This window comes from Chromatiales bacterium, from assembly GCA_024234935.1.
In the GTDB taxonomy this organism is placed as follows: Bacteria; Pseudomonadota; Gammaproteobacteria; order Steroidobacterales.
Genome location: JACKNI010000005.1, coordinates 185,245 through 203,763, shown reverse-complemented (window position 1 = coordinate 203,763; position 18,519 = coordinate 185,245). Strand labels below are relative to the sequence as shown.

The 18,519-nt window shown below is 64.3% G+C and carries 16 protein-coding genes; 10 read left to right on the top strand and 6 right to left on the bottom strand.

Features of this window, described 5'->3' with window-relative positions; all coding sequences use genetic code 11:
- The first annotated feature begins 414 nt into the window (after positions 1 to 414).
- Positions 415 to 1,377 carry an integron integrase gene (locus tag H6979_11770; protein ID MCP5140520.1) on the top strand — a complete coding sequence of 321 codons (963 nt, stop codon included), beginning with the start codon at positions 415 to 417 and terminating at the stop codon, positions 1,375 to 1,377.
- A gap of 48 nt (positions 1,378 to 1,425) precedes the next feature.
- Here H6979_11770 and H6979_11765 read toward each other — a convergent pair whose 3' ends face one another.
- On the bottom strand, positions 1,426 to 1,908 hold the full coding sequence (locus H6979_11765) for a bacterioferritin (protein ID MCP5140519.1): 483 nt from the start codon (positions 1,906 to 1,908) through the stop codon (positions 1,426 to 1,428).
- A gap of 75 nt (positions 1,909 to 1,983) precedes the next feature.
- Here H6979_11765 and H6979_11760 point away from each other — a divergent pair, with 75 nt between their 5' ends.
- Together H6979_11760 and H6979_11755 are read left to right on the top strand one after the other, a co-directional pair.
- On the top strand, positions 1,984 to 2,307 hold the full coding sequence (locus H6979_11760; GenBank protein MCP5140518.1) for a metal-sulfur cluster assembly factor: 324 nt from the start codon (positions 1,984 to 1,986) through the stop codon (positions 2,305 to 2,307).
- The gene (locus H6979_11755; protein MCP5140517.1) at positions 2,304 to 3,407 is read left to right on the top strand and encodes a hypothetical protein; all 1,104 of its coding nucleotides are present in this window, start codon (positions 2,304 to 2,306) and stop codon (positions 3,405 to 3,407) included. Before H6979_11760 ends, H6979_11755 begins: the two co-directional genes overlap by 4 nt.
- On the opposite strand, the gene pbpG is transcribed toward H6979_11755, so the two are convergent.
- Positions 3,384 to 4,190, bottom strand: coding sequence for a D-alanyl-D-alanine endopeptidase (gene pbpG, locus H6979_11750; GenBank protein ID MCP5140516.1), 807 nt, complete (start codon positions 4,188 to 4,190; stop codon positions 3,384 to 3,386). The genes H6979_11755 and pbpG overlap by 24 nt on opposite strands.
- 189 nt (positions 4,191 to 4,379) lie before the next feature.
- On the opposite strand from pbpG, the gene H6979_11745 reads away from it, so the two are divergent.
- From H6979_11745 to H6979_11725, 5 genes are all read left to right on the top strand, one after another.
- Positions 4,380 to 5,249: a hypothetical protein gene (locus tag H6979_11745; GenBank protein MCP5140515.1), complete on the top strand. Its 870-nt coding sequence runs from the start codon at positions 4,380 to 4,382 to the stop codon at positions 5,247 to 5,249.
- A gap of 15 nt (positions 5,250 to 5,264) precedes the next feature.
- On the top strand, positions 5,265 to 6,143 hold the full coding sequence (locus tag H6979_11740) for a DUF1838 family protein (protein MCP5140514.1): 879 nt from the start codon (positions 5,265 to 5,267) through the stop codon (positions 6,141 to 6,143).
- A gap of 191 nt (positions 6,144 to 6,334) precedes the next feature.
- Complete coding sequence (locus H6979_11735; GenBank protein MCP5140513.1) at positions 6,335 to 6,772, top strand: hypothetical protein; 438 nt, start codon at positions 6,335 to 6,337, stop codon at positions 6,770 to 6,772.
- Positions 6,723 to 7,049 (top strand): hypothetical protein, encoded by a 327-nt coding sequence (locus tag H6979_11730; protein ID MCP5140512.1) that lies wholly within the window; start codon positions 6,723 to 6,725, stop codon positions 7,047 to 7,049. Before H6979_11735 ends, H6979_11730 begins: the two co-directional genes overlap by 50 nt.
- A complete protein-coding gene (locus tag H6979_11725) occupies positions 7,046 to 9,217 on the top strand; it encodes an FdhF/YdeP family oxidoreductase (protein MCP5140511.1) in 2,172 nt (723 codons plus the stop codon). Before H6979_11730 ends, H6979_11725 begins: the two co-directional genes overlap by 4 nt.
- A gap of 55 nt (positions 9,218 to 9,272) precedes the next feature.
- Here the strand turns inward: H6979_11725 and H6979_11720 are convergent, their stop codons facing one another.
- Together H6979_11720 and H6979_11715 are read right to left on the bottom strand one after the other, a co-directional pair.
- Positions 9,273 to 10,274 carry a DUF389 domain-containing protein gene (locus H6979_11720; protein ID MCP5140510.1) on the bottom strand — a complete coding sequence of 334 codons (1,002 nt, stop codon included), beginning with the start codon at positions 10,272 to 10,274 and terminating at the stop codon, positions 9,273 to 9,275.
- A 26-nt stretch (positions 10,275 to 10,300) separates the two neighbouring features.
- On the bottom strand, positions 10,301 to 10,750 hold the full coding sequence (locus tag H6979_11715; protein ID MCP5140509.1) for a hypothetical protein: 450 nt from the start codon (positions 10,748 to 10,750) through the stop codon (positions 10,301 to 10,303).
- 51 nt (positions 10,751 to 10,801) lie between these two features.
- On the opposite strand from H6979_11715, the gene H6979_11710 reads away from it, so the two are divergent.
- Positions 10,802 to 11,386: a LemA family protein gene (locus H6979_11710; GenBank protein MCP5140508.1), complete on the top strand. Its 585-nt coding sequence runs from the start codon at positions 10,802 to 10,804 to the stop codon at positions 11,384 to 11,386.
- A gap of 29 nt (positions 11,387 to 11,415) precedes the next feature.
- Positions 11,416 to 13,341, top strand: coding sequence for a M48 family metallopeptidase (locus tag H6979_11705; protein MCP5140507.1), 1,926 nt, complete (start codon positions 11,416 to 11,418; stop codon positions 13,339 to 13,341).
- On the opposite strand, the gene H6979_11700 is transcribed toward H6979_11705, so the two are convergent.
- Complete coding sequence (locus tag H6979_11700) at positions 13,289 to 14,587, bottom strand: cation:proton antiporter (protein ID MCP5140506.1); 1,299 nt, start codon at positions 14,585 to 14,587, stop codon at positions 13,289 to 13,291. The two genes, H6979_11705 and H6979_11700, sit on opposite strands and share 53 nt — an antisense overlap.
- A 5-nt stretch (positions 14,588 to 14,592) precedes the next feature.
- A complete protein-coding gene (locus H6979_11695) occupies positions 14,593 to 18,510 on the bottom strand; it encodes a TIGR02099 family protein (protein MCP5140505.1) in 3,918 nt (1,305 codons plus the stop codon).
- Positions 18,511 to 18,519 lie beyond the last annotated feature (9 nt).

Here is an 18,519-nt window from a genome sequence, read left to right as displayed (position 1 = left end):
CGGCTTGAGACACTCTTGGACATCTTGTAATGCAAACGCAAGATGGGCGTAGCCTTCGCTGAGGCCGCCGTCGTCGTTATCCCGCTCTTCTTGTGTAGTCGGCGGAAAGATGCCGATGGCGGTGGGACCAGTAATTTCCGCAATTTCCTCATTTTCGGGCAGTGCCGCGCCAGCTGGATTGCCAGCACGACTTCCGCTGAATAAGAGAAGTAGCCCGCCGAGGAGAAGGAGCCGAGTCATTAATCCTGCTCGTAGCGACATCTAACTATTAATTGGGGGGATTAAATTGGGCGACGTATCACCCCGAAATCGTCGGTTTGTCTGGTGGCACAAAATATAACTCCCTGACGATACTCGTCCGGCGACGGATCGGTGTCGTTCAAGCGCCTGGCGGGCGCAGGAGAGTTTGGCGGCATGGGTCGCGAAGCGGGATTGCTGACGACGGCGCGGGAGCAGATCCGTACGCGGCACATGAGCTACCGGACAGAGAAGACGTATCTGCACTGGATGCATCGCTTTATCCTGTTCCACAATCGGCGCCATCCGCGGGAGATGGGGGCGCCGGAAGTCGAGGCCTTTCTGACACACCTCGCGGTCGTCCGCAAGGTCTCGGCGTCCACCCAGAACCAGGCCTTGCAGGCCATCTTGTTCCTGTACCGGCGGGTGCTGGGAATTGAACTGCCCTGGCTGACCAATGTCACGCGGGCACCGCGCGCCCGGCATCTGCCGGTAGTCCTGACGCGGGCCGAGGTGGCGCGGGTGATGGCGGAGTTGCAGGGCAACCATTGGCTGATCGCCGGCCTGCTTTACGGCGGTGGCCTGCGGTTGTCGGAGGCCCTGCGGCTCCGGGTGAAAGACCTGGCGCTGGAACGTGGCGAGGTGCTGGTCCGGGACGGGAAAGGCGGCAAGGACCGGATCACGGTGGTCGCAGCCCAGCTGGTGCCGGTACTGCGTGGGCATCTCGCCCGCTTGCACGCCTGGTTCGAGAACGAGCGGCGAGCAGGCAGGCCCGGCGTGTCGCTGCCGGCTGCGCTGGCCCGGAAGTACCCGGAGGCATCCTGTCAGTGGGGCTGGCAATACCTGTTTCCGTCGGCGACCTTGTGCCCGGACCTCCTGAACGGCAAACCGGTGCGCCATCACATCCACGACAAGTCGGTACAGCGTGCCGTGCAATCAGCAGTGAGGAAGGCAGGGCTGTCGCAGCCAGCCAGCTGCCATACTTTCCGCCATTGCTTCGCCACCCACCTGCTTGAAGACGGCTACGACATCCGCACGGTGCAGGAGCTTCTCGGTCATTCGGATGTGAAGACCACGATGATCTACACCCACGTACTGGGGAAAGGCGCGAAGGGGGTGCGGAGTCCGCTGGACCGGTGACCTGAAGAGCCACCTCCGGACTTTGGGTCCGGAGATGGCGTGCTTTCCTCAGCCAGGCCGGCGCAGCATCTTTTCGATCTCGCCGGAATGCAGTTCTTCGGTGGCGATCTGCGTGCGCGCATATTCTTCGAGCATGATCGAGCGGCCCTCGGTCTGGCTGAGCAGCTTCCGGTACAGGGCCTGTGCGCTGCGCTCGTGTTCGAGACACTTGCGCAGGATTTCGCTCATGTCGTAGTCGTGGCGGTCCAGCAGCTTGCCGATGGCCAGTGAAGGCTTGCCGCCCAGATGCGTGATCATTTCGCCAACCTGCCGCGCGTGCGCCAGGGACTCGTTGGCCTGCGATTCAAACCACGAGATGACCGGAATACGGCTGTAGCCGAAGATCATGAACGAGTAGTGCGTGTAGCGGACCACGCCGGCCAGTTCGGCCTCGAGGATCCGGTCGAGGGTTGCAAGTACTTTCTTCTTGTCGATGTCCTTGTCTGCCACTGCGGTCACTCCCGGTTGATGTTCAGGCCTGATTGTACCCATATCCGGACGCCGGCACGGCAAGCGGCGGCGAATGCGATCATGTTATCGTCACGCTTCACGGACGCCGAAAATCGCATGCAACACCAAAGCACACCCCCGCCAGACCCTGACATCCTGCGCAACGCGCTGACCCGGGTGATCGACCCGGAGGTCGGCATGAATATCGTCGACCTCGGCCTCATCTATGACATCCGCGTGGCAGCGGAAGGCATCGAGATCGACCTCACGATGACCACGCCAGCCTGTCCGATGAGCTCGATGATCGCCGACCAGGTGCGCGATGTGGTCATGGCCGGGGTGCCGGCCGGCACCGAGGTCACCGTGAATCTGGTCTGGGAGCCGCCCTGGGAACCGGCGATGATGAGCGAATACGCGCGGGAGCATTTCGGCTGGCGATGAGCGCAGATCTGCCGCGCCTGTGGCGGGTGCCGCTGTTGATTCTCGGCATGGTCTCGCTGTTCGGGGGTGCGGCCGCCGGCCTGCTGCGCATCGGCTGGATGGCTCCACTGCCCGGCACCGCATCGGTACTCGATCACGGACCACTGATGATCGGTGCCTTCTTCGGTACGGTCATCAGCCTCGAGCGTGCCGTGGCACTCGGCGCACGCTGGGCCTACAGCGCACCACTGTGTGCCGGACTGGGTGGACTCGCACTGCTGGCCGGACTCGGCGATACGACAGGACCTGCACTGCTCTTTGCCGGCAGTCTGTTCATGCTGGCCGGATCGCTGGCGGTGTACCTGCGCCAGCGCGCGCTGCATACCCTGACGCTGGTACTCGGTGCGGCAGGCTGGGCCGCCGGCAATGCGCTGTGGCTGGCCGGATTTTCCATCCCCGCCGTTGCGCCGCTGTGGATGGCATTCCTGATCCTCACCATCGCCGGTGAACGCCTGGAGCTGTCGCGATTCCTGCCGCCCTCGCCGGTCGCCAGAAAGGTCTTTGCCGGGATCGTCGTGCTGCTGCTGACCGGAACGCCAGCCGCATTCAGCACATTGCCGGGCGCCGGGCTGCTGTTCCCGGCCACGCTGCTCGCGCTCGCCGCCTGGCTGCTCAAACAGGACATCGCCCGCCACACGGTGCGCCAGAAAGGGCTGACACGCTTCATCGCCGTGTGCCTGCTCTCCGGTTACGTCTGGCTCTGCATCGGCGCGCTGATCCTGCTGTCGGCCGGCGGCATCGTGGCGAACAGCGCCGCTTACGGCGCAGGGCTGCACGCGATCCTGCTCGGCTTCGTCTTCGCGATGGTCTTCGGCCATGCGCCGATCATCTTCCCGGCGATCCTCAGCGTCCGTCTGCCCTATCACCCGCTCTTCTATCTGCCGCTGGTCGTGCTGCACCTGTCGCTGGTGCTGCGCGTGGCGGGAACGCTCACAGCTGAAGCGCAGATGCGCAGCATGGGCGGCGCGCTCAATGCGGCGGCGCTGGGGCTGTTCGTATTCGGGATGGTGGTATCGGTGCTGCGGGGAGCCGCAGACTCAGGTCGTGGTGCGGGCCGCTGATTCCATCCACTTGCGGATGCGGCGGGCATCGGCAACGCGGGTGTACTTGCCGAAGGAATTGAGCAGCACGATGACGACCGAGCGGCCGTCAATCCGCGTGTGCATGACCAGGCACTGACCGGCGGCCTGCGTGTAGCCGGTCTTCTGCACGGCGATATTCCAGTCAGGCTTCGTGACCAGCGCGTTGGTGTTCCGGTATTCAAGAGCCTGCCGGCCGGCCTTTACCGTATAGCGTTCGTCGGTCGAATAGCGGCGGATCAAGGGATTGTCGGAGGCGGCCTTGACCAGTTTGACCAGGTCCCGGGCACTCGCCACATTGCGGCTCGACAAACCGGTCGGGTCGGCGAATCTCGAACTCGTCATGCCAAGCGCGCCGGCCTTGGCATTCATCGCCTTTATGAAGACGGGCAAGCCGCCCGGATAGTTGCGCCCGAGCGCCTGGGCGGCCCGGTTCTCGGATGACATGAGTGCAAGGTGCAGCAACTCGCCGCGGGTCAGGCGCGTGCCCGCGGCCAGGCGTGACGCGGAACTGAGCTCGGTCTTGCGGTCCTCCGCGCTGATCGTGATGACTTCATCGAGCGATTGCCCGCCGTCGAGCACCACGAGCGCAGTCATCAACTTGGTGATCGAGGCGATGGGCCGGACCGCGTCGTCACGCTGGGCGAACAGGACCGAGGAGTCCCTGGCATCGACCACCAGTGCGGTACTCGAACGCACATCGGGTCTGGTGCCGGAGCGGGCCGACGGCGGCGCGGCGATCGCTGCACCGAGCAGCAGGGACATGACAATCGTGGTGATCGCTCGCGCTGCAGACAGGTGTCGTGTCATTCCATAACATCCGCGGTTACCGGCACGGGCCGCATCATACGCAAAGATGCTGGTCAAAGTCTGCTCACAGCTCTCACTGTGGCAAACAAACTGGCTAGAATCAGCCATGCTCGGCAATCCGGGCCGCAACCGGGGTCCCGCAGCTTGAACGCACAGACAACTGCCATCGCCGTACTGATACTGGTCGCCGGACCCCTGTTCGCCCAGGGCATGGACTCCACGCCGGCGGAGCGGCAGTTGCGGATACTCGCCGAAATGCTTCCCGGCCACTACAGCAACGCCAACCAGGCCTACTTCGACCTGCGCCGGAAACTGCCTGAGGCGGCACGACACGGCAAACTCGAAATCAGTATCGCACCTGCTGCGGACTACAAGGGAACCGGCCGCGCATTCAGCTGGCAGGAGCGCGGTCAGCAAGCGCGGCTGGTGCTGACCGTAACAGCCGATGATCCCGTCGGCATCCATGCGGACTTCGAACTGCGCAACGGTGCCGCCTGGCAGGTGGACCCGGCGCGCAGCCTGCGCATCGTGCGCTCGGCCGGGAGCTTCACCGGCAAGGCTGCCGGCGGCGGCGGCATCCAGGTCTCGGCACGGGAACTCTGGCTGGACAGTGGCAACGGTGATCCCTACTGGCTCGAGCGCAGCCGCGAGTTCCACTGTTATGCCGATGTTCCAGGCGTGGGCGGCGGGCGCGATATTCCCTTCCAGCGCTACGACGACATCAGCCTGCACGACCAGGGCGGCGAGCACTGGTTTACCACGCGCGACGCCGACCAGCGCCAGCTCGGCCTGCGCCTGCTGCGCGTCAACTGGCATGTACTGAACGAGGCAAACGGCAACTTCAACCGGAATTCACTCGTGCTCTATGTGAGTGAGCGCTTCGCCGACGGCAGCGAGAAGGAACACAGCTATGCCTTTACCGATCCCGATGCCGACCGCATCGGCCTGAACCTGAAGTGGATGCTGGTCAACTGTGCGATGACGCCGCGCCAGCTCGCCCGCCCCGAAATGTAAGCAAGGAGTCCTGACATGCGCTTCCCGATCCCTGTCGCCCTGCTGGCGATCAGCCTCTGCAGCACCGCCATCGCCCGGCCGCTGGATCCTGAGGTTCCCGAAGATGCCGTACGCATCCAGCAGAAGATGACCTGCTCCACCAAAGAGGGCAAGGTCATCATTCACTGGTGGGAAGGTGCGATGTACTCGCACGTCCCCGGCGAAAAGGACCGGCACCTGTTCGACATCCAGGGCATGAATATCCGCCACTGCAAGAATTTTTCGGACAGCAAGCGCGGCTACGGCTTCCAGAGTTTCTCGCGCGAAGTGATGATTCATCTTGATCCGGCGACCGGCAAGATCATCGACCGCTGGAAGAATCCCTGGACCGGCGAGGAACTCGAAGTCGTGCACGTGGCCAACGATCCGGTGAACATGCGCACGCCGATATACGCGCGGGACGAGTCCGGGAAACCCTACGAGCTGCAGCTCAAGATATCAGGCAAGACCGCCATGGCACGCAGCGTGTACCCGCTGTTCTACGCCAACCCGCTGGCCGGGCAGTACCAGGACTGGATCGGCGGCAACTATCACGCCGTCGAACTGTTCGGCAATTTCTATGACACCGACGACCTGTTCGACCCCAAACGCGACACCGTAAGACAGAATCCGCTGGCCTGGTCGCGTATTTCAGCCTTCCTGCCGTGGATGAAGATGGGCAGTCGCGTCGGCGAGATCTACACCTCCACCATCGGCGGCCGCGTCGCCAGCGTGGATGAACTCGCTGAACCGTTGCGCTCGATACTTCGCGAGCGCTATCCGCAGTACCTCACGCCACCGCCCCTGGGCGATCCGCGTCCCAACGAAACCAGCTGGACGGTGTTCAAGAAGTACCTGGACGCGCAGCCCAGATAGCACCCGGCAACCGATGGAGCTGCAGGACGTGCGATGACCGGAGCAAGCCCGGCCATCGACGCCTTGACAGCGTCAGTCGGCAACAGGGAAGCTAGACCAAGGCCAGATCGCCGCTGACACGTCGAAGTCGCATGCTGAACGGCAGCAGACCGGGGTGCGTCGGAGAACGGATTCAAACAGGAGGACTGCGCTTGTATAACTTCATGCTCAACCTGCACAGCTACTTGCGCTGGGCCGTCATCATCATCGGCATCATCGCAGTGGTGATGGCCTGGGCCGGCGTCTTCTCTCGCGCGCGCTGGACCCCGCAACAGGTCAACCTTGGCCGCCTGATCACCATCGCCTTCGACACCCAGGCGCTGGTCGGCGTGCTTCTCTATGCCTGGCTCAGCCCCATTACCACGAGCGCGTTCAGGGACATGGGCGCGGCCATGAAGGACGCGGGCGTACGTTTCTACGTTGCCGAGCACTCCCTGGTGATGATCATCGCCGCGGTGCTGGTACACATCGCGGTCTTTCGAGCCCGCAAGAAGGACTCGCCGCTGCAGGCCGCCATTTTTTACACGCTGGCCATCGTCGGTGTACTCGCGCTCACACCCTGGGGCCGGGCGCTGCTGCCGGGTAGCTGAGCAGCGTCTTTCGGCCGCATCGCGCTACGACAACCTGCCGATACACGGTGCACAGGACCTGACCACGGAAAACGTCCGGGCGTTCGACGCGCTGCTTGCGTCCGCCGGCAAGTCGCCGACCTTGATCCACTGTACGTCGAGCAACCGGGTCGGTGCCCTGATCGCCTTGCGCGCCGCTACCTTGCAAGGCATGTCCGGTGACGCCGCAGTGGAACTGGGCAAGACATGGGGGCTGGGCAGTCTGGAACCCGCGGTTCGCGAACGTCTGGACCGATGACCCGCCCGACCATCGGCGGCGGTCCGAAGAAAGTACTGTACGCGCTGAAGACCGCAACGCGGACCGGCTTGCGCAGCACGGCGAAAGCCCTCAACTCGAAAAACGCCTGCAAAGCCTGCGGTCTTGGCATGGGCGGGCAACTGGGCGGCATGACCAACGAGCTGGGCGAGTATCCCAGCGTCTGCAACAAGAGCATCCAGGCGCAGTCCACCGATATCCAGCCGCCGATTCCTGTGTCGGTGCTGACCCATTCGCTGGCAGAACTGCGGGAACTCGACGGTTACGAACTGGAGCATCTCGGCCGTCTTGGCAACCCGATATACAAGGCTGCGGGCGCGGACCGGTACCGGATCGTCGACTGGGAATGGGCGCTGGACCGGGCGGCGGAGCGCCTCCGGGCAACAGATCCGCAGCGATCGTTTTTCTACTCCTCCGGGCGCTCATCCAATGAGGCAGGCTTCGTATTCCAGCTGCTGGCACGGGCTTTCGGCACCAACAATGTCAACAACTGCTCCTATTACTGCCACCAGGCCACGAGTGTCGGACTGAAAACGACGATTGGCACCGGGACCTCGACCGTCGAACTGGCCGACCTGTCGAAATGCGATCTCATTTTCGTGATCGGCGCCAACCCGTCCTCAAATCACCCGCGCTTCATTCACAAGCTGCAGGAATGCCGGGCCAGGGGTGGCGATGTCATCATGATCAATCCCGCCCGTGAGCCGGGACTGGTCCGTTTCGCACTGCCGAAGCGTCCGACATCGATGCTCAAGGGCGGCGACTGGATCGCTTCGGACTATCTGCAACCGCGCATCGGATCAGACGTGGCCCTGTTCAAGGGCATCGCCAAGGCTGTGCTGGCCGCCGGAGCGGAGGACCGGGATTTCATCAACCGCTACACCGCGGGGTTTGCGGACTTTCTGCTGGATATCGGCAGCGAATCCTGGCCGGCGATCGAGGCGCGCTGTGGCATCGCCAGAGCCGACATCGAGCGGGTCGCAGCACTCTACGCAAAGGCCGGCAATGCGGTGTTCGCCTGGGGCATGGGCATGACGCACCACCTCCATGGGGTCGACAACGTCGAGTACATTGCCAACCTGACCCTGCTCCGCGGACAGATCGGGCGACCGGGTGCCGGCCTGCTGCCACTGCGCGGCCACAGCAATGTCCAGGGAATCGGCACCATTGGCGTCAAGCCGGTGCTTTCTGCCGAGATCTTCACGCGCATCGAACAGGCGTTTGGCGTATCGCTGCCCGGCATCGCAGGCCATGACACGATGGCGGGCATGCAGGCGGCCAGCCGCGGTGAAATCGACGCGGCCGTCATCATGGGTGGCAACCTCTACGAGGCCAATCCCGACCGGACTTGGGCAGAGCAGGCGCTCGACCGGATCGGCTTCAAGCTGTTCCTGACGACCACGCTCAATCGGGGCCACGTGTCCGGCTGCGATAGCGGAGAAGTACTGGTGCTGCCGGTGACAGCCCGGGATGAGGAGTGGGAACCGACCACGCAGGAATCAATGTTCAACTATGTACGACTGAGTGATGGCGGAATAACCCGTCTCGACACAGTACGTCCCGAAGTAGACATATTGACCCGACTCGCCGAGCGACTGCTGCCCGATACGCCGATCGCATTCAGCGCTTTCCGCCAGCACCGGACACTCCGCGAAACCATCGCCCGTATCGTGCCGGGCATGGAGGACTTGGCCGACATCGATGTGGCAAAGCGCGAGTTTCATATTCGCGGCCGGCTCTTGCATGCACCGCACTTCAACACGGCTGATGGCCGTGCCCGGTTTGTCTGTCGGCCGGTACCGCCACCGTCCGATGCCACGCTGACCCTGACCACCGTGCGCAGCGAGGGACAGTTCAACACCATCATCTACGAACGGACGGACAGCTACAGGAATCACGCGGACCGATGGACCGCAATGCTGCATCCCGCCGACCTCGCTGCCCATGGGCTCGCAGATGGCGACATCGCGACGCTGGTTTCCGCGCACGGCCGGATGGAGAACCTCACTGTGCGTGCCTTCGACCTCGCTCGCGGCAGCGTCATGGCCTATTTCCCGGAAGCGAACGTACTGACAGGTACAGCCGTTGATCCGCGCAGCAAGACGCCGGCTTTCAAGTCCACGCCGGTCTGGTTTGCGCTGGTGCATTGAAGGGAACTGCCAGGCGCCGGAAGTACGGCACGCTCGAACGCCCTGGCCGACGAACTCAGCGTGAGATCCCGCGGTATGTGAGCAGCGGAATCACCTCCACCGTCACATCGCTGCGGCAGCCGGTCTCCTGCTCGATGCGTTCGGCTATGCTCGTGGCGAGCGTCTCCGGTACCTTGCCGCCAAACCGGCGTCGCAGGATGACCTCGATCTCCGCATCGTGGTCGCCGAGCAGAGTGACATGAACCGTGCTCCCGAAGGCGATGAAGCCGGGGACCACATCCAGCGTCACGACGACCGCCGCACGAATCTTCTTCTCCAGCTCCAGGTACCGCAGGCGCACGCCCCGCAGGACCAGGATCGCACCACTGCCGATGAAGTCCAGGGCAAGAACATTCAGCAGCAAGAGGTACAGGGCGTTGAGGCTGTGCTCGGGTGTTCCCAGGGCGAGGCCGATGCCGATGACAGCGGCGGGCGGCACCAGGGAAATCGCAATCTCGACGCCGATGATCGCGTCGATGATCTGTCCCCACGGCGTTTCCACGATACGGGGCTGCGCGACCAGGGCCAGTGAAGCCGCCGCGCCGGCCGACAGCGCAATCAGCGTGCTCAGCACCAGCTCGCGCGTGGTCGGCATCGCCCTGATGAGGATTTCATGGGTGATGGCGATACCGCTGACATTCCGGTCCAGGATCACGGTGATGATCGCCGCGACGCTGACGCCGATCACGAGGAGTCCGACCAGCTGCTTGGCAAATCCGCCGAGGAACACCGGCCAGTTGCGAAAGAGCACGCCGATGCACACGGCCCGGGACGGGGCCATGAACGGGGCGACGCACATGGCGCCGATCACGGCGGCCGCACTGTCGAGCAGCAGCCCGGCCGTGGCCATGACCGTTGCGGCGACAACCATGTAGAAGTAACCGGGGGTGACTTCGGCGCCGGCAATCGCGCGCTTTTCCAGCGTGGTGTGATAGTCACGAACGGCCCATACCCCGCCTTGCGGCCGGCCGTTGGCTTCGGCACGAAGAATGTCCTGCGGGGTGCCTTGGTTGTTCATCGCCTGCCTGAATCTGCCAGCCAGCATCACCAGACAAACGGGATGAGGCGCCTGGTCCGCAGTATATATGCGGCATAGGCCGGATAGCGCGATGTCAGCAGGCGCTCTTCAACGATGACACGCACGACGATTCCGGCGACAGCGGTCGACACCAGCAACCAGTTGGCGGCATCGCTGTGCGAGGCCGCGGCGGCGACCATGAAATACAGAACGGCAGCATAGATCGGGTGGCGCAGGAACCGGTACGGGCCGCTCGTCACCAGCTGGCCAACGCCCGGATCAGCGACGGCACGAAAACTGCGCAGGCCGAAAGTCAGGCGCGCCCAGATCATCAGCGCCACCGCCACGAACTGCACTGTCAGCGCGATGCCGGTGGCAAGCAGGGCATGCCGGGCGAGCAGGCCCAGTGCCGCACACACCATCAGCACATAACCCGGCAGGGAAAGTGCGGTGGAGTTCCTCAAGGGGTTACTCATTCAGCCTTTATACTGCACTCTGCACTTGGCGGGTTCACCGGGAGAAGAGTCATGGGTCTGATCGTTATCGTCCTGTTCACGGCGCTGGCGCTGTACCTGATCAGTATCTACAACCGGCTGGTAACGGTCCGCAATGGCGCGCGCAATGCCTTCGCGCAGATCGACGTACAGCTCACGCGCCGTCACGACCTGATTCCGAATCTTGTCGAGGTCGCCAAGGGCTATCTGGCGCACGAACGCAATACCCTGGAAGCCGTCATCCAGGCGCGCAACTCGGCAGTGTCCGGACTGAAAACCGCCGCGGCCGATCCGGCCAACAGCGCAGCGATCGAGGCGCTCGCCGGTGCCGAGAACCAGCTCAGCAGTGCACTCGGCCGGCTGTTCGCACTGGCCGAAGCCTACCCTGACCTCAAGGCGAACCAGACCATGATGCAGCTCTCCGAAGAGCTGACCACGACCGAGAACAAGGTCGCGTTCGCGCGCCAGGCGTACAACGACGCGGTAATGGCCTACAACAATGCGCGTGAGGTATTCCCCAACAACTTCGTGTCATCGACTTTTGACTTCAGGACCATGAAACTGCTCGAGATCGAGAACTCGGTCGCGCGCGAGGTGCCGAAAATCAGCTTCAGCTGAATGGCACCTGTGCGACCGTTGCCAGGCACATGAATTTCTGGGCCCGCCAGGCCGAAGCCCGCCAGCGCAGCCGCTGGCTTGTCGCGATATTCATCGCAGCGGTGCTGACGATCGTGCTCGCGGTCAACTTCGTCGTCCTCAGCCTGTTTGCCCTGCTCGATGCCGGCCAGCCCGTCGTGGCTGACACGCTCTGGCTGGCTCGTCATCCGCAGGCCGCCGTGACCACGACGCTCCTGGTGCTGGCGATCATCGGCATTGCCAATCTCTACAAGACCATGTCGCTGGCCGCCGGCGGCGGTGCGGTGGCGCGATCGCTGGGCGGACTGCGGGTACAGGCCGACACCAGTGATCCGCTGCAGCAGCGGCTGGTGCATGTGGTCGAGGAAATGGCGATCGCCTCCGGTGTGCCGGTGCCGGCGGTCTATGTGCTTGAGCAGGAAGAAGGCATCAATGCTTTTGCGGCGGGCCATACGCCAGCCAATGCCGCCATCGCCGTTACCCGCGGCGCGCTGCAGAACTTGAACCGTGCTGAACTGCAGGGCGTGATCGGGCACGAGTTCAGTCACATCCTCAACGGCGACATGCGGCTCAACATCCGCATCATGGGCATGCTCTTCGGGCTGCTGGTCATCGCCATCGCCGGACGCACCGTGTCCTGGTATGCGCCGCGCCAAAGCGGCAACCGGCGCGGCAGTGGCGGCTTGCTCATCCTTGCCGGCGTGCTGGTGATGGCGCTCGGCTATGTCGGTGTGTTCTTCGGTCGCCTGATCCAGGCAGCCGTCTCCCGCCAGCGCGAACTGCTGGCCGATGCCTCGGCGGTGCAGTTCACGCGCGATACCACGGGGCTGCGCGACGCGCTGCTGAAGATCGGCAGCGTCCGTGGGTCACGCATACGCCACCCCGAAGCCGAGGAAATCGCCCACATGCTGTTCGCGCCGGGCATGACGCGCTGGTTCGCCACGCATCCGCCGCTGCTGGAACGCATACGGGCACTCGACCCGACCTTCGATCCGGCGGCGTTTGACAATCTGCGACTGGAGGTGAAGCCGCAACCGCTCGGCGTCGTCGATGTGGTCAGCAATGACCGGCTGCCACGCTCCTTTTACGACAGCACGATCCCGGCGCACCGGTCCATGCCGCTGGAGCCCGCCGCACTGCCGGGACTGGTCGGCAATCCCGGCGGTCGCGAGGTGGCGCACGCGGCGACGCTGCGCGAGTCACTGGCTGACAAATTCGACGGCGATGGCGGCGACCATATCGGCCGGGCCACCGCGCTGCTCTTTGCGCTGGTGCTGGACGCAGCACCGGCCGTGCGGAGCAACCAGCTGCAGAAGATTCGTGCCAGCTTCGGTACCGGACTCGAAGCGCAGGTCCTCGGGCAGAGCGCGAGAATCGCCGGCTTGCGTACCGGCCTGCATCTGGCCCTGCTGGGCGAGATCGTACCGGTGCTGCGGCAGTTGCCGGCGACTGCGCGACGCCGGGTCCTCGACTGCCTGGGCGAGCTGTGTCGCATGGATGGCATGACCAGCGTCTTCGAGTATGCGGTCTGTACCCTGGCCCGCAGCTACATCAGCGAGTCGCTCGAACCCCGCCGCACCGCACGGACGACGAGCATCGCCGTGACCATCGCCGAATTGCAGATCCTGTTCTCCAGCCTCGCAGCACACGGGCACATGGAGCCGGAAATTGCACAGCAGGCCTACTCGGCCGGGATGGCGCACCTGGGACTGGCAAGGATTCCGCCATTCAGCCCCGTCCCCGGCTGGAGCGGTGCGCTCGACCGGGCGCTGCGCTGCCTGGATGGACTGCCGCCCGCCGACAAGGCCCGGCTTGTCGAAGCGCTGGGCATCACGGTCGTGCATGACGGCCAACTCGTGCGCACGGAAGCGGAACTGCTGCGCGCTATCTGTGCGGTGTTGCACTGTCCGCTGCCACCGCTGGTGGAGCAGAACTAGGTTCCGGTGTTGGTGTGGGTGCCGGTGCCGCGCGTCCGGCGTCGCCCGACATGCGCAGGGCCAGTGCGGCCACCGGCGGACCGAGCGTCTCGAACACGGCCACTGCCGACAGCACCAGTGCCGAAACCTGTGCGCCCAGTTCAGGCATCAGGCTGCTGGTGGTCTGCGCGAGACCGATCGCGAGCCCGGCCATCGGCACCAGCAGCAAACCCACCGCGATGGATTGACGGTGGCTGTAGCCGAAGACCAGGCCGCAGCCATATATCGACGTGGTTTTTGCCAGCGTGCGGGCCAGCACGCAGGCGGCCGCTACCGGCGCATAGGTCACCATGTCATGCAGATGCAGGTTGGCGCCGGCAAAGACGAACAGGATGATGAAGAACACATCCCCGCCGCCGCCGAACCCTACCCGCGTCAGTCGCGACTCGCCCTGCAGCCAGCGGCAGGCGATGCCCAGGGTCAGGACGGCGAAGAGGCTGGAAACCTGCAAGGCCTGCGCCAGGCCGAGCGAGAGCATCACGCCGCCGACCACCAGCGCAAACCGGAAGTGGGTCTCCTCACTGGTGGTCAGCAAGGCAATCCGCGTGATCACCCAGGCCGCCGCAATGCTGACGGCAATGGCACCGATCATCTGGTAGACCGGCAGCAGCATCGCGGTCAGCAGCGACACCTCCGAATCAGCCAGCGCAAAGGGCAAGGTCAGCGAAAAGAGCACGAAGGCCACCACGTTGTTCATCGCGACGAGGGACTCGGCCGCATCGACCGTCGGTCCCTTGGCGTGCAGCTCATGCGCAACATGCATCAGCACTGCCGGTGATGAGGAGACAGAGATGGCAGCGGCAAGCACGGCAACCACCGGCGGCGAGCCGATCCAGATCGCCAGGGCAAAGATCGCAATGAAAGTCAGGCCGCTTTCCACCAGGCTGGTCACGATGAGGGCGCGGTTTTTCAGTACGAGCCACGGGTGCAGGGCCGCCCCCAGCTGAAACAGGATGAGACCGAGCGCGATATCCACCAGCACGCGGGCACCGTTCAGCGCTTCCTGTGACAGGATGCCGATCCCGGTCGGACCGATGATCAGTCCCAGGGTCATGAAGCCGGTAATGGTGGGCAACCAGCGGATGCGAGCCGCCAGCAGTCCGCCCAGCGTGCCAAAGGCCAGCAGGATGCCGAACACCAGCAGCAGGTTCATCGAGGGCAGCGTCGATGGCAGCACGCTGATCATACCGACGGCTTCGGCCTCCATCCGCGCTACCTCCCCAGCTCGCCTTCCGGCGGCAGCTGCCGGAGCATCTCGGCGTAATAGCGTTCGCAGTCACTGAATGGCCTGAGATCGACCTCGTCACGCTGCACCTTCAGCACATCCGGCTTGTCCCAGCTGCCCGATACCCGGTAGTAGGACTCGCCAAAGGAACTCAGCGAGCGGCGGAAGATCTGCGAGATCAGCACCACCGCACCACCGATCACCGGTCCGCCGGCGACGGCGCCCAGCGCCAGGACATCCGTGACATGCGGGCGTACGACGGCGACCTGGTCGTAGGTCCGTTTCGGAAAGTTGACCTGGCCGAGGATACCCATATCGGTTACCGGACCGTCGAGCGCCATGTTGCAGGTAAAGGCCGTGCCGTTATCGAAGCGAAACTCGCCGCTCACCCGGTCGAAGGACAGTCCCTTGTCGGTGAGGTCCGAGAAATCGAGGCTCAGTCGTCGCGGCAGCGTGGCGATACTCAGCAAACCGACCAGGCGGCCGCCGCCACCCGGATCAACCGGCAGGATCTGCCCGTTCCTGAGGCTGATCACGACACGCCCGCCGGCAATGGTCAGGAAATTCTCGCTGGGACCGCCCGGCCAGAACAGGTCGAGCGCGACGGTTGCCTTCTCCCCCTCGATGACCGGATCGTAGCCGAACGCGACCAGCGTCGGTTTGATGTTGCCCGACTCCAGCTTCAGGTGGAGTTCGCTGCGTTGCTGTGTGACATCGTCGCCCACGACCACCCAGGTGCCATTGCCACTGATGCTGAAGTGATCGGCCTGCATGCCGAGTGGCTCGACCACCACACCATCGCCACGCTGGGCAAGATCCGCCTTGAGGTGGCCGAGCTTCATGTCGCCGAGAGCAAAATCGGCAACATCGGCGCGCACCGGCGGCAGGTTGCGCGGATCTGTACGGCCTTTGCCGCTGGCCGGATCCGTCTCCTGCAGCCAGAGGCGCTGCATATCGAGCTTCAGCGGCTTATCAGCGGACAGCACATCGGGTACGGTAATCAAGCCTTCGGCATCGCGGCTGCGGACACCGACTGTCCAGAGCTTGCCCGCATGTGCTGCCTTGATGGAAGCACCCCGGAACAACTGACCGAAGATCGACAAGCGATCGACATCGACGAGGATCTGGCGAATCGGGCTGCTTCCGGGCTCAGCCGCGCCGGCAGTCCCGCTCTCCGCCCCCGCAAACCAGTCCTCGAAGCGCAGACTTCGGAAACTGCCCGTAACCTCGACGCCCGGTGCGCCGGGCAGCGTGGCCAGCGGGCTGCCGCTGTGCAGGTTTCCCCGCTCAAGCCGCCATGGCGCACCCGACAACGAAGTAAAGCGCAGCGCCCAGCTGATGCCTCGCCTGATGCTTCCGCTGATGTCGATCTGGCCGCGCTCCGGAAAAAGCACCGCCATCTGCAGCGGCTCCCTGGTGTCCGCCGTCTTCTGCAGTGGTGCACCGAGCGTACTGACCAGTCCGGCCAGGTCGGACTCGATATCGACGCGAAACGGCTGCTGGTCTTTTGCCTTCGGCACCAGCGCTCGCGCTGTCCAGTTGACCGAACCATCGAGATGCTCGGCGTAGGGCAGCGAAAACGCAGCCGCCAGCTTGTCTGCCGGTGTGGCACCGCGCAGCTCCGCGACGTGGCTCAGCTCCGGCTCATCCGGGCCGGCCGGCCGCAGGGTGATGGCGACCGGCTCGTTGAGAAACCGCCCGCTCAGCTTCTCTGCCGACAGACGCGTGTCATCGAGCCGGATCACGCCATTCAGATCCGTGAACCGGTATGCGACCCCCTTGAGGCCGAGGCTCGCGCCGCTGGCCGCAAAGCTTCCGGTCACATGGAAATCCCTGGGACGGGCGATCGGCATGGTGAGTTGCACGGCGGTCGTCACCTTGCCGCGACCACTCACGCTGTTGAGCGTCGGCCCCAGCGTTTGTGCAATCGGGCTCGCGCGCAGGAAAGCGAGCACCTGCCCCAGCTGCATATCATCGGCAGTCGCCACCTGCAGCTCGGGCTTGTGCATGAGATTGGCGACCCGCACCTGGGCATCACGGAAGGGCACACCGGCAATGGTGCCGAGATTTTCCTGTGAGCTGAGACTGTTGTGATCGATCACCACGGTGGTCGCCAGGTTTTCCAGTCGCGGCCAGCCGGGCGCGTAATCCAGCACGCCGTCTTCAACGGAGAACTCGACGCGGAACTGCCCGTCGCCCTCATCGTAGGGAAAGGCGCGCAAGGGCCCCCGCCAGATCAGCTCGCCCTTTGGCACCCGGCCGGTGATGATCGACTCGTCGAGCCACTTCACCAGTGGTTTGCTGAACAACACGAGCGGCAGATGATTGACGACCGCAGGTGCCGACGAGGCCACGACCCGCGCCTTGACATCGACGTAGGGCGAACCGGACGGTGGCAACGTGACCGACAGCCGCGTACGGGTATCGATCTCGGCATTGCTGATGCGCAGTTCATCCGTGTACAGCTGCAATCCGGCCGGGGCGAACTTCCAGGCGAAAAGGCCCTGGGTACGTGTGGTGTGCAGGTCAACACGGAACAGCCAGGGCAGACGCAGCAGGCCCTCCCCGGCATCGACATCGATCTGTCCGCCGCGCTCGTTGGCCTGCAGCCTGCCGCTGACTCCGGCGAGCGCCCAGCCCGGCGCCGGCATGACCAGGCCGATATCTTTCAGCGTCGCGCGAGCCTGCCAGGTGGCGGGCTTGTCGGGGATGACTTCGGCGCCGAGCTCGAAATCCTGCACCTCGCCGAGCAGTTTTTCCGGCAACGGACCGTTGCGCAGACCGGATGAGGCCACGGAACGAAACAGCGGCCAGATATCGGCCAGGCGTATGGCCTCGGCGCGCGCCTTGTATTCGCCGGCACCGGAGGACCGCAAGGCGTAACTGATTTCCATGCTGCCGGCTTTCGAAGCCTTCTTGCCGCGCTGTGCGAGCAGCCGGTCCACATTGGCCTGCCAGCCGCTCGCCGAACGCTTCCAGCGCGCGCTCAGTCCCAGCTGACGATAGCCCGTGTCCTCGACACCGGGCGCACTCTCGATCTGCGTTTCACCCAGTTCCAGATCGAGGTTCATCTGGCGCGGCACCAGCCCGCTCATCGCCAGCTCGATCTCCAGCTGACCGCGACCGGACTTGAGCGGCACCCACTGGTTGGTGAGCAGCCGCAGGGCGCGACCGACTTCGACATCCGTCGCTGCCAGACTGAAGGACCACTCCGGTGCCGGGGAGCCTTCATCCCGTTCAGCACCCGGCAACATGGCGGCGGGCAGTGTTCCGGCAAACTCGAAACCCCGGCCCAGCTCGTCGCGACCCTCAAGCTCGCCGTCGAAACCGATGCTGTCGGGAGCCAGCCGAAGATCGAGCTTCTTCGTCATCAGGCTTGCGTCCGGCACCAGCCGCCCGGCATCGTGCAGCAGCACACCGATGTCGCGCAGTTCCAGATCGAGGCGCGGCAGTTCCCGGCTGCGAGGCTGCCGAAGCAGATCCTCGAGCGGAACGGCGTTGACCAGTACCTTGCCGTCCGGCAGACGCTCGATACGCACATCGGCCTGACGTACCGCGACCCGCCCGGGCAGCAGACGGCGCTCGGTCACCAGTTGCAGCAGGTTGATGCCCACACTGAGTTCCGCAGCGTCGAGCACGGGCTGACGGCCATCCCGCGTACGGACGTGCACATCAAGAAAGCGGATCTCCGGACCATGCAGGGGCCAGCTTGCGCTGAGTTGCGCGAACTGCACATCGAAGCCCGTAGCCTCGTTGGCAAAACGTCGTATGTCGTCCTGGTATTCAGGCGCCATTGGCAGCAACAGACGCGCGATGCCGACCAGGACGGCGAGCACGATGAGCCCGGCAGCGGCGATGGATGCCAGCCAACCCGACCAGCGACTGATGGTGCTGCGCTTCTTCAAGGCTGCACC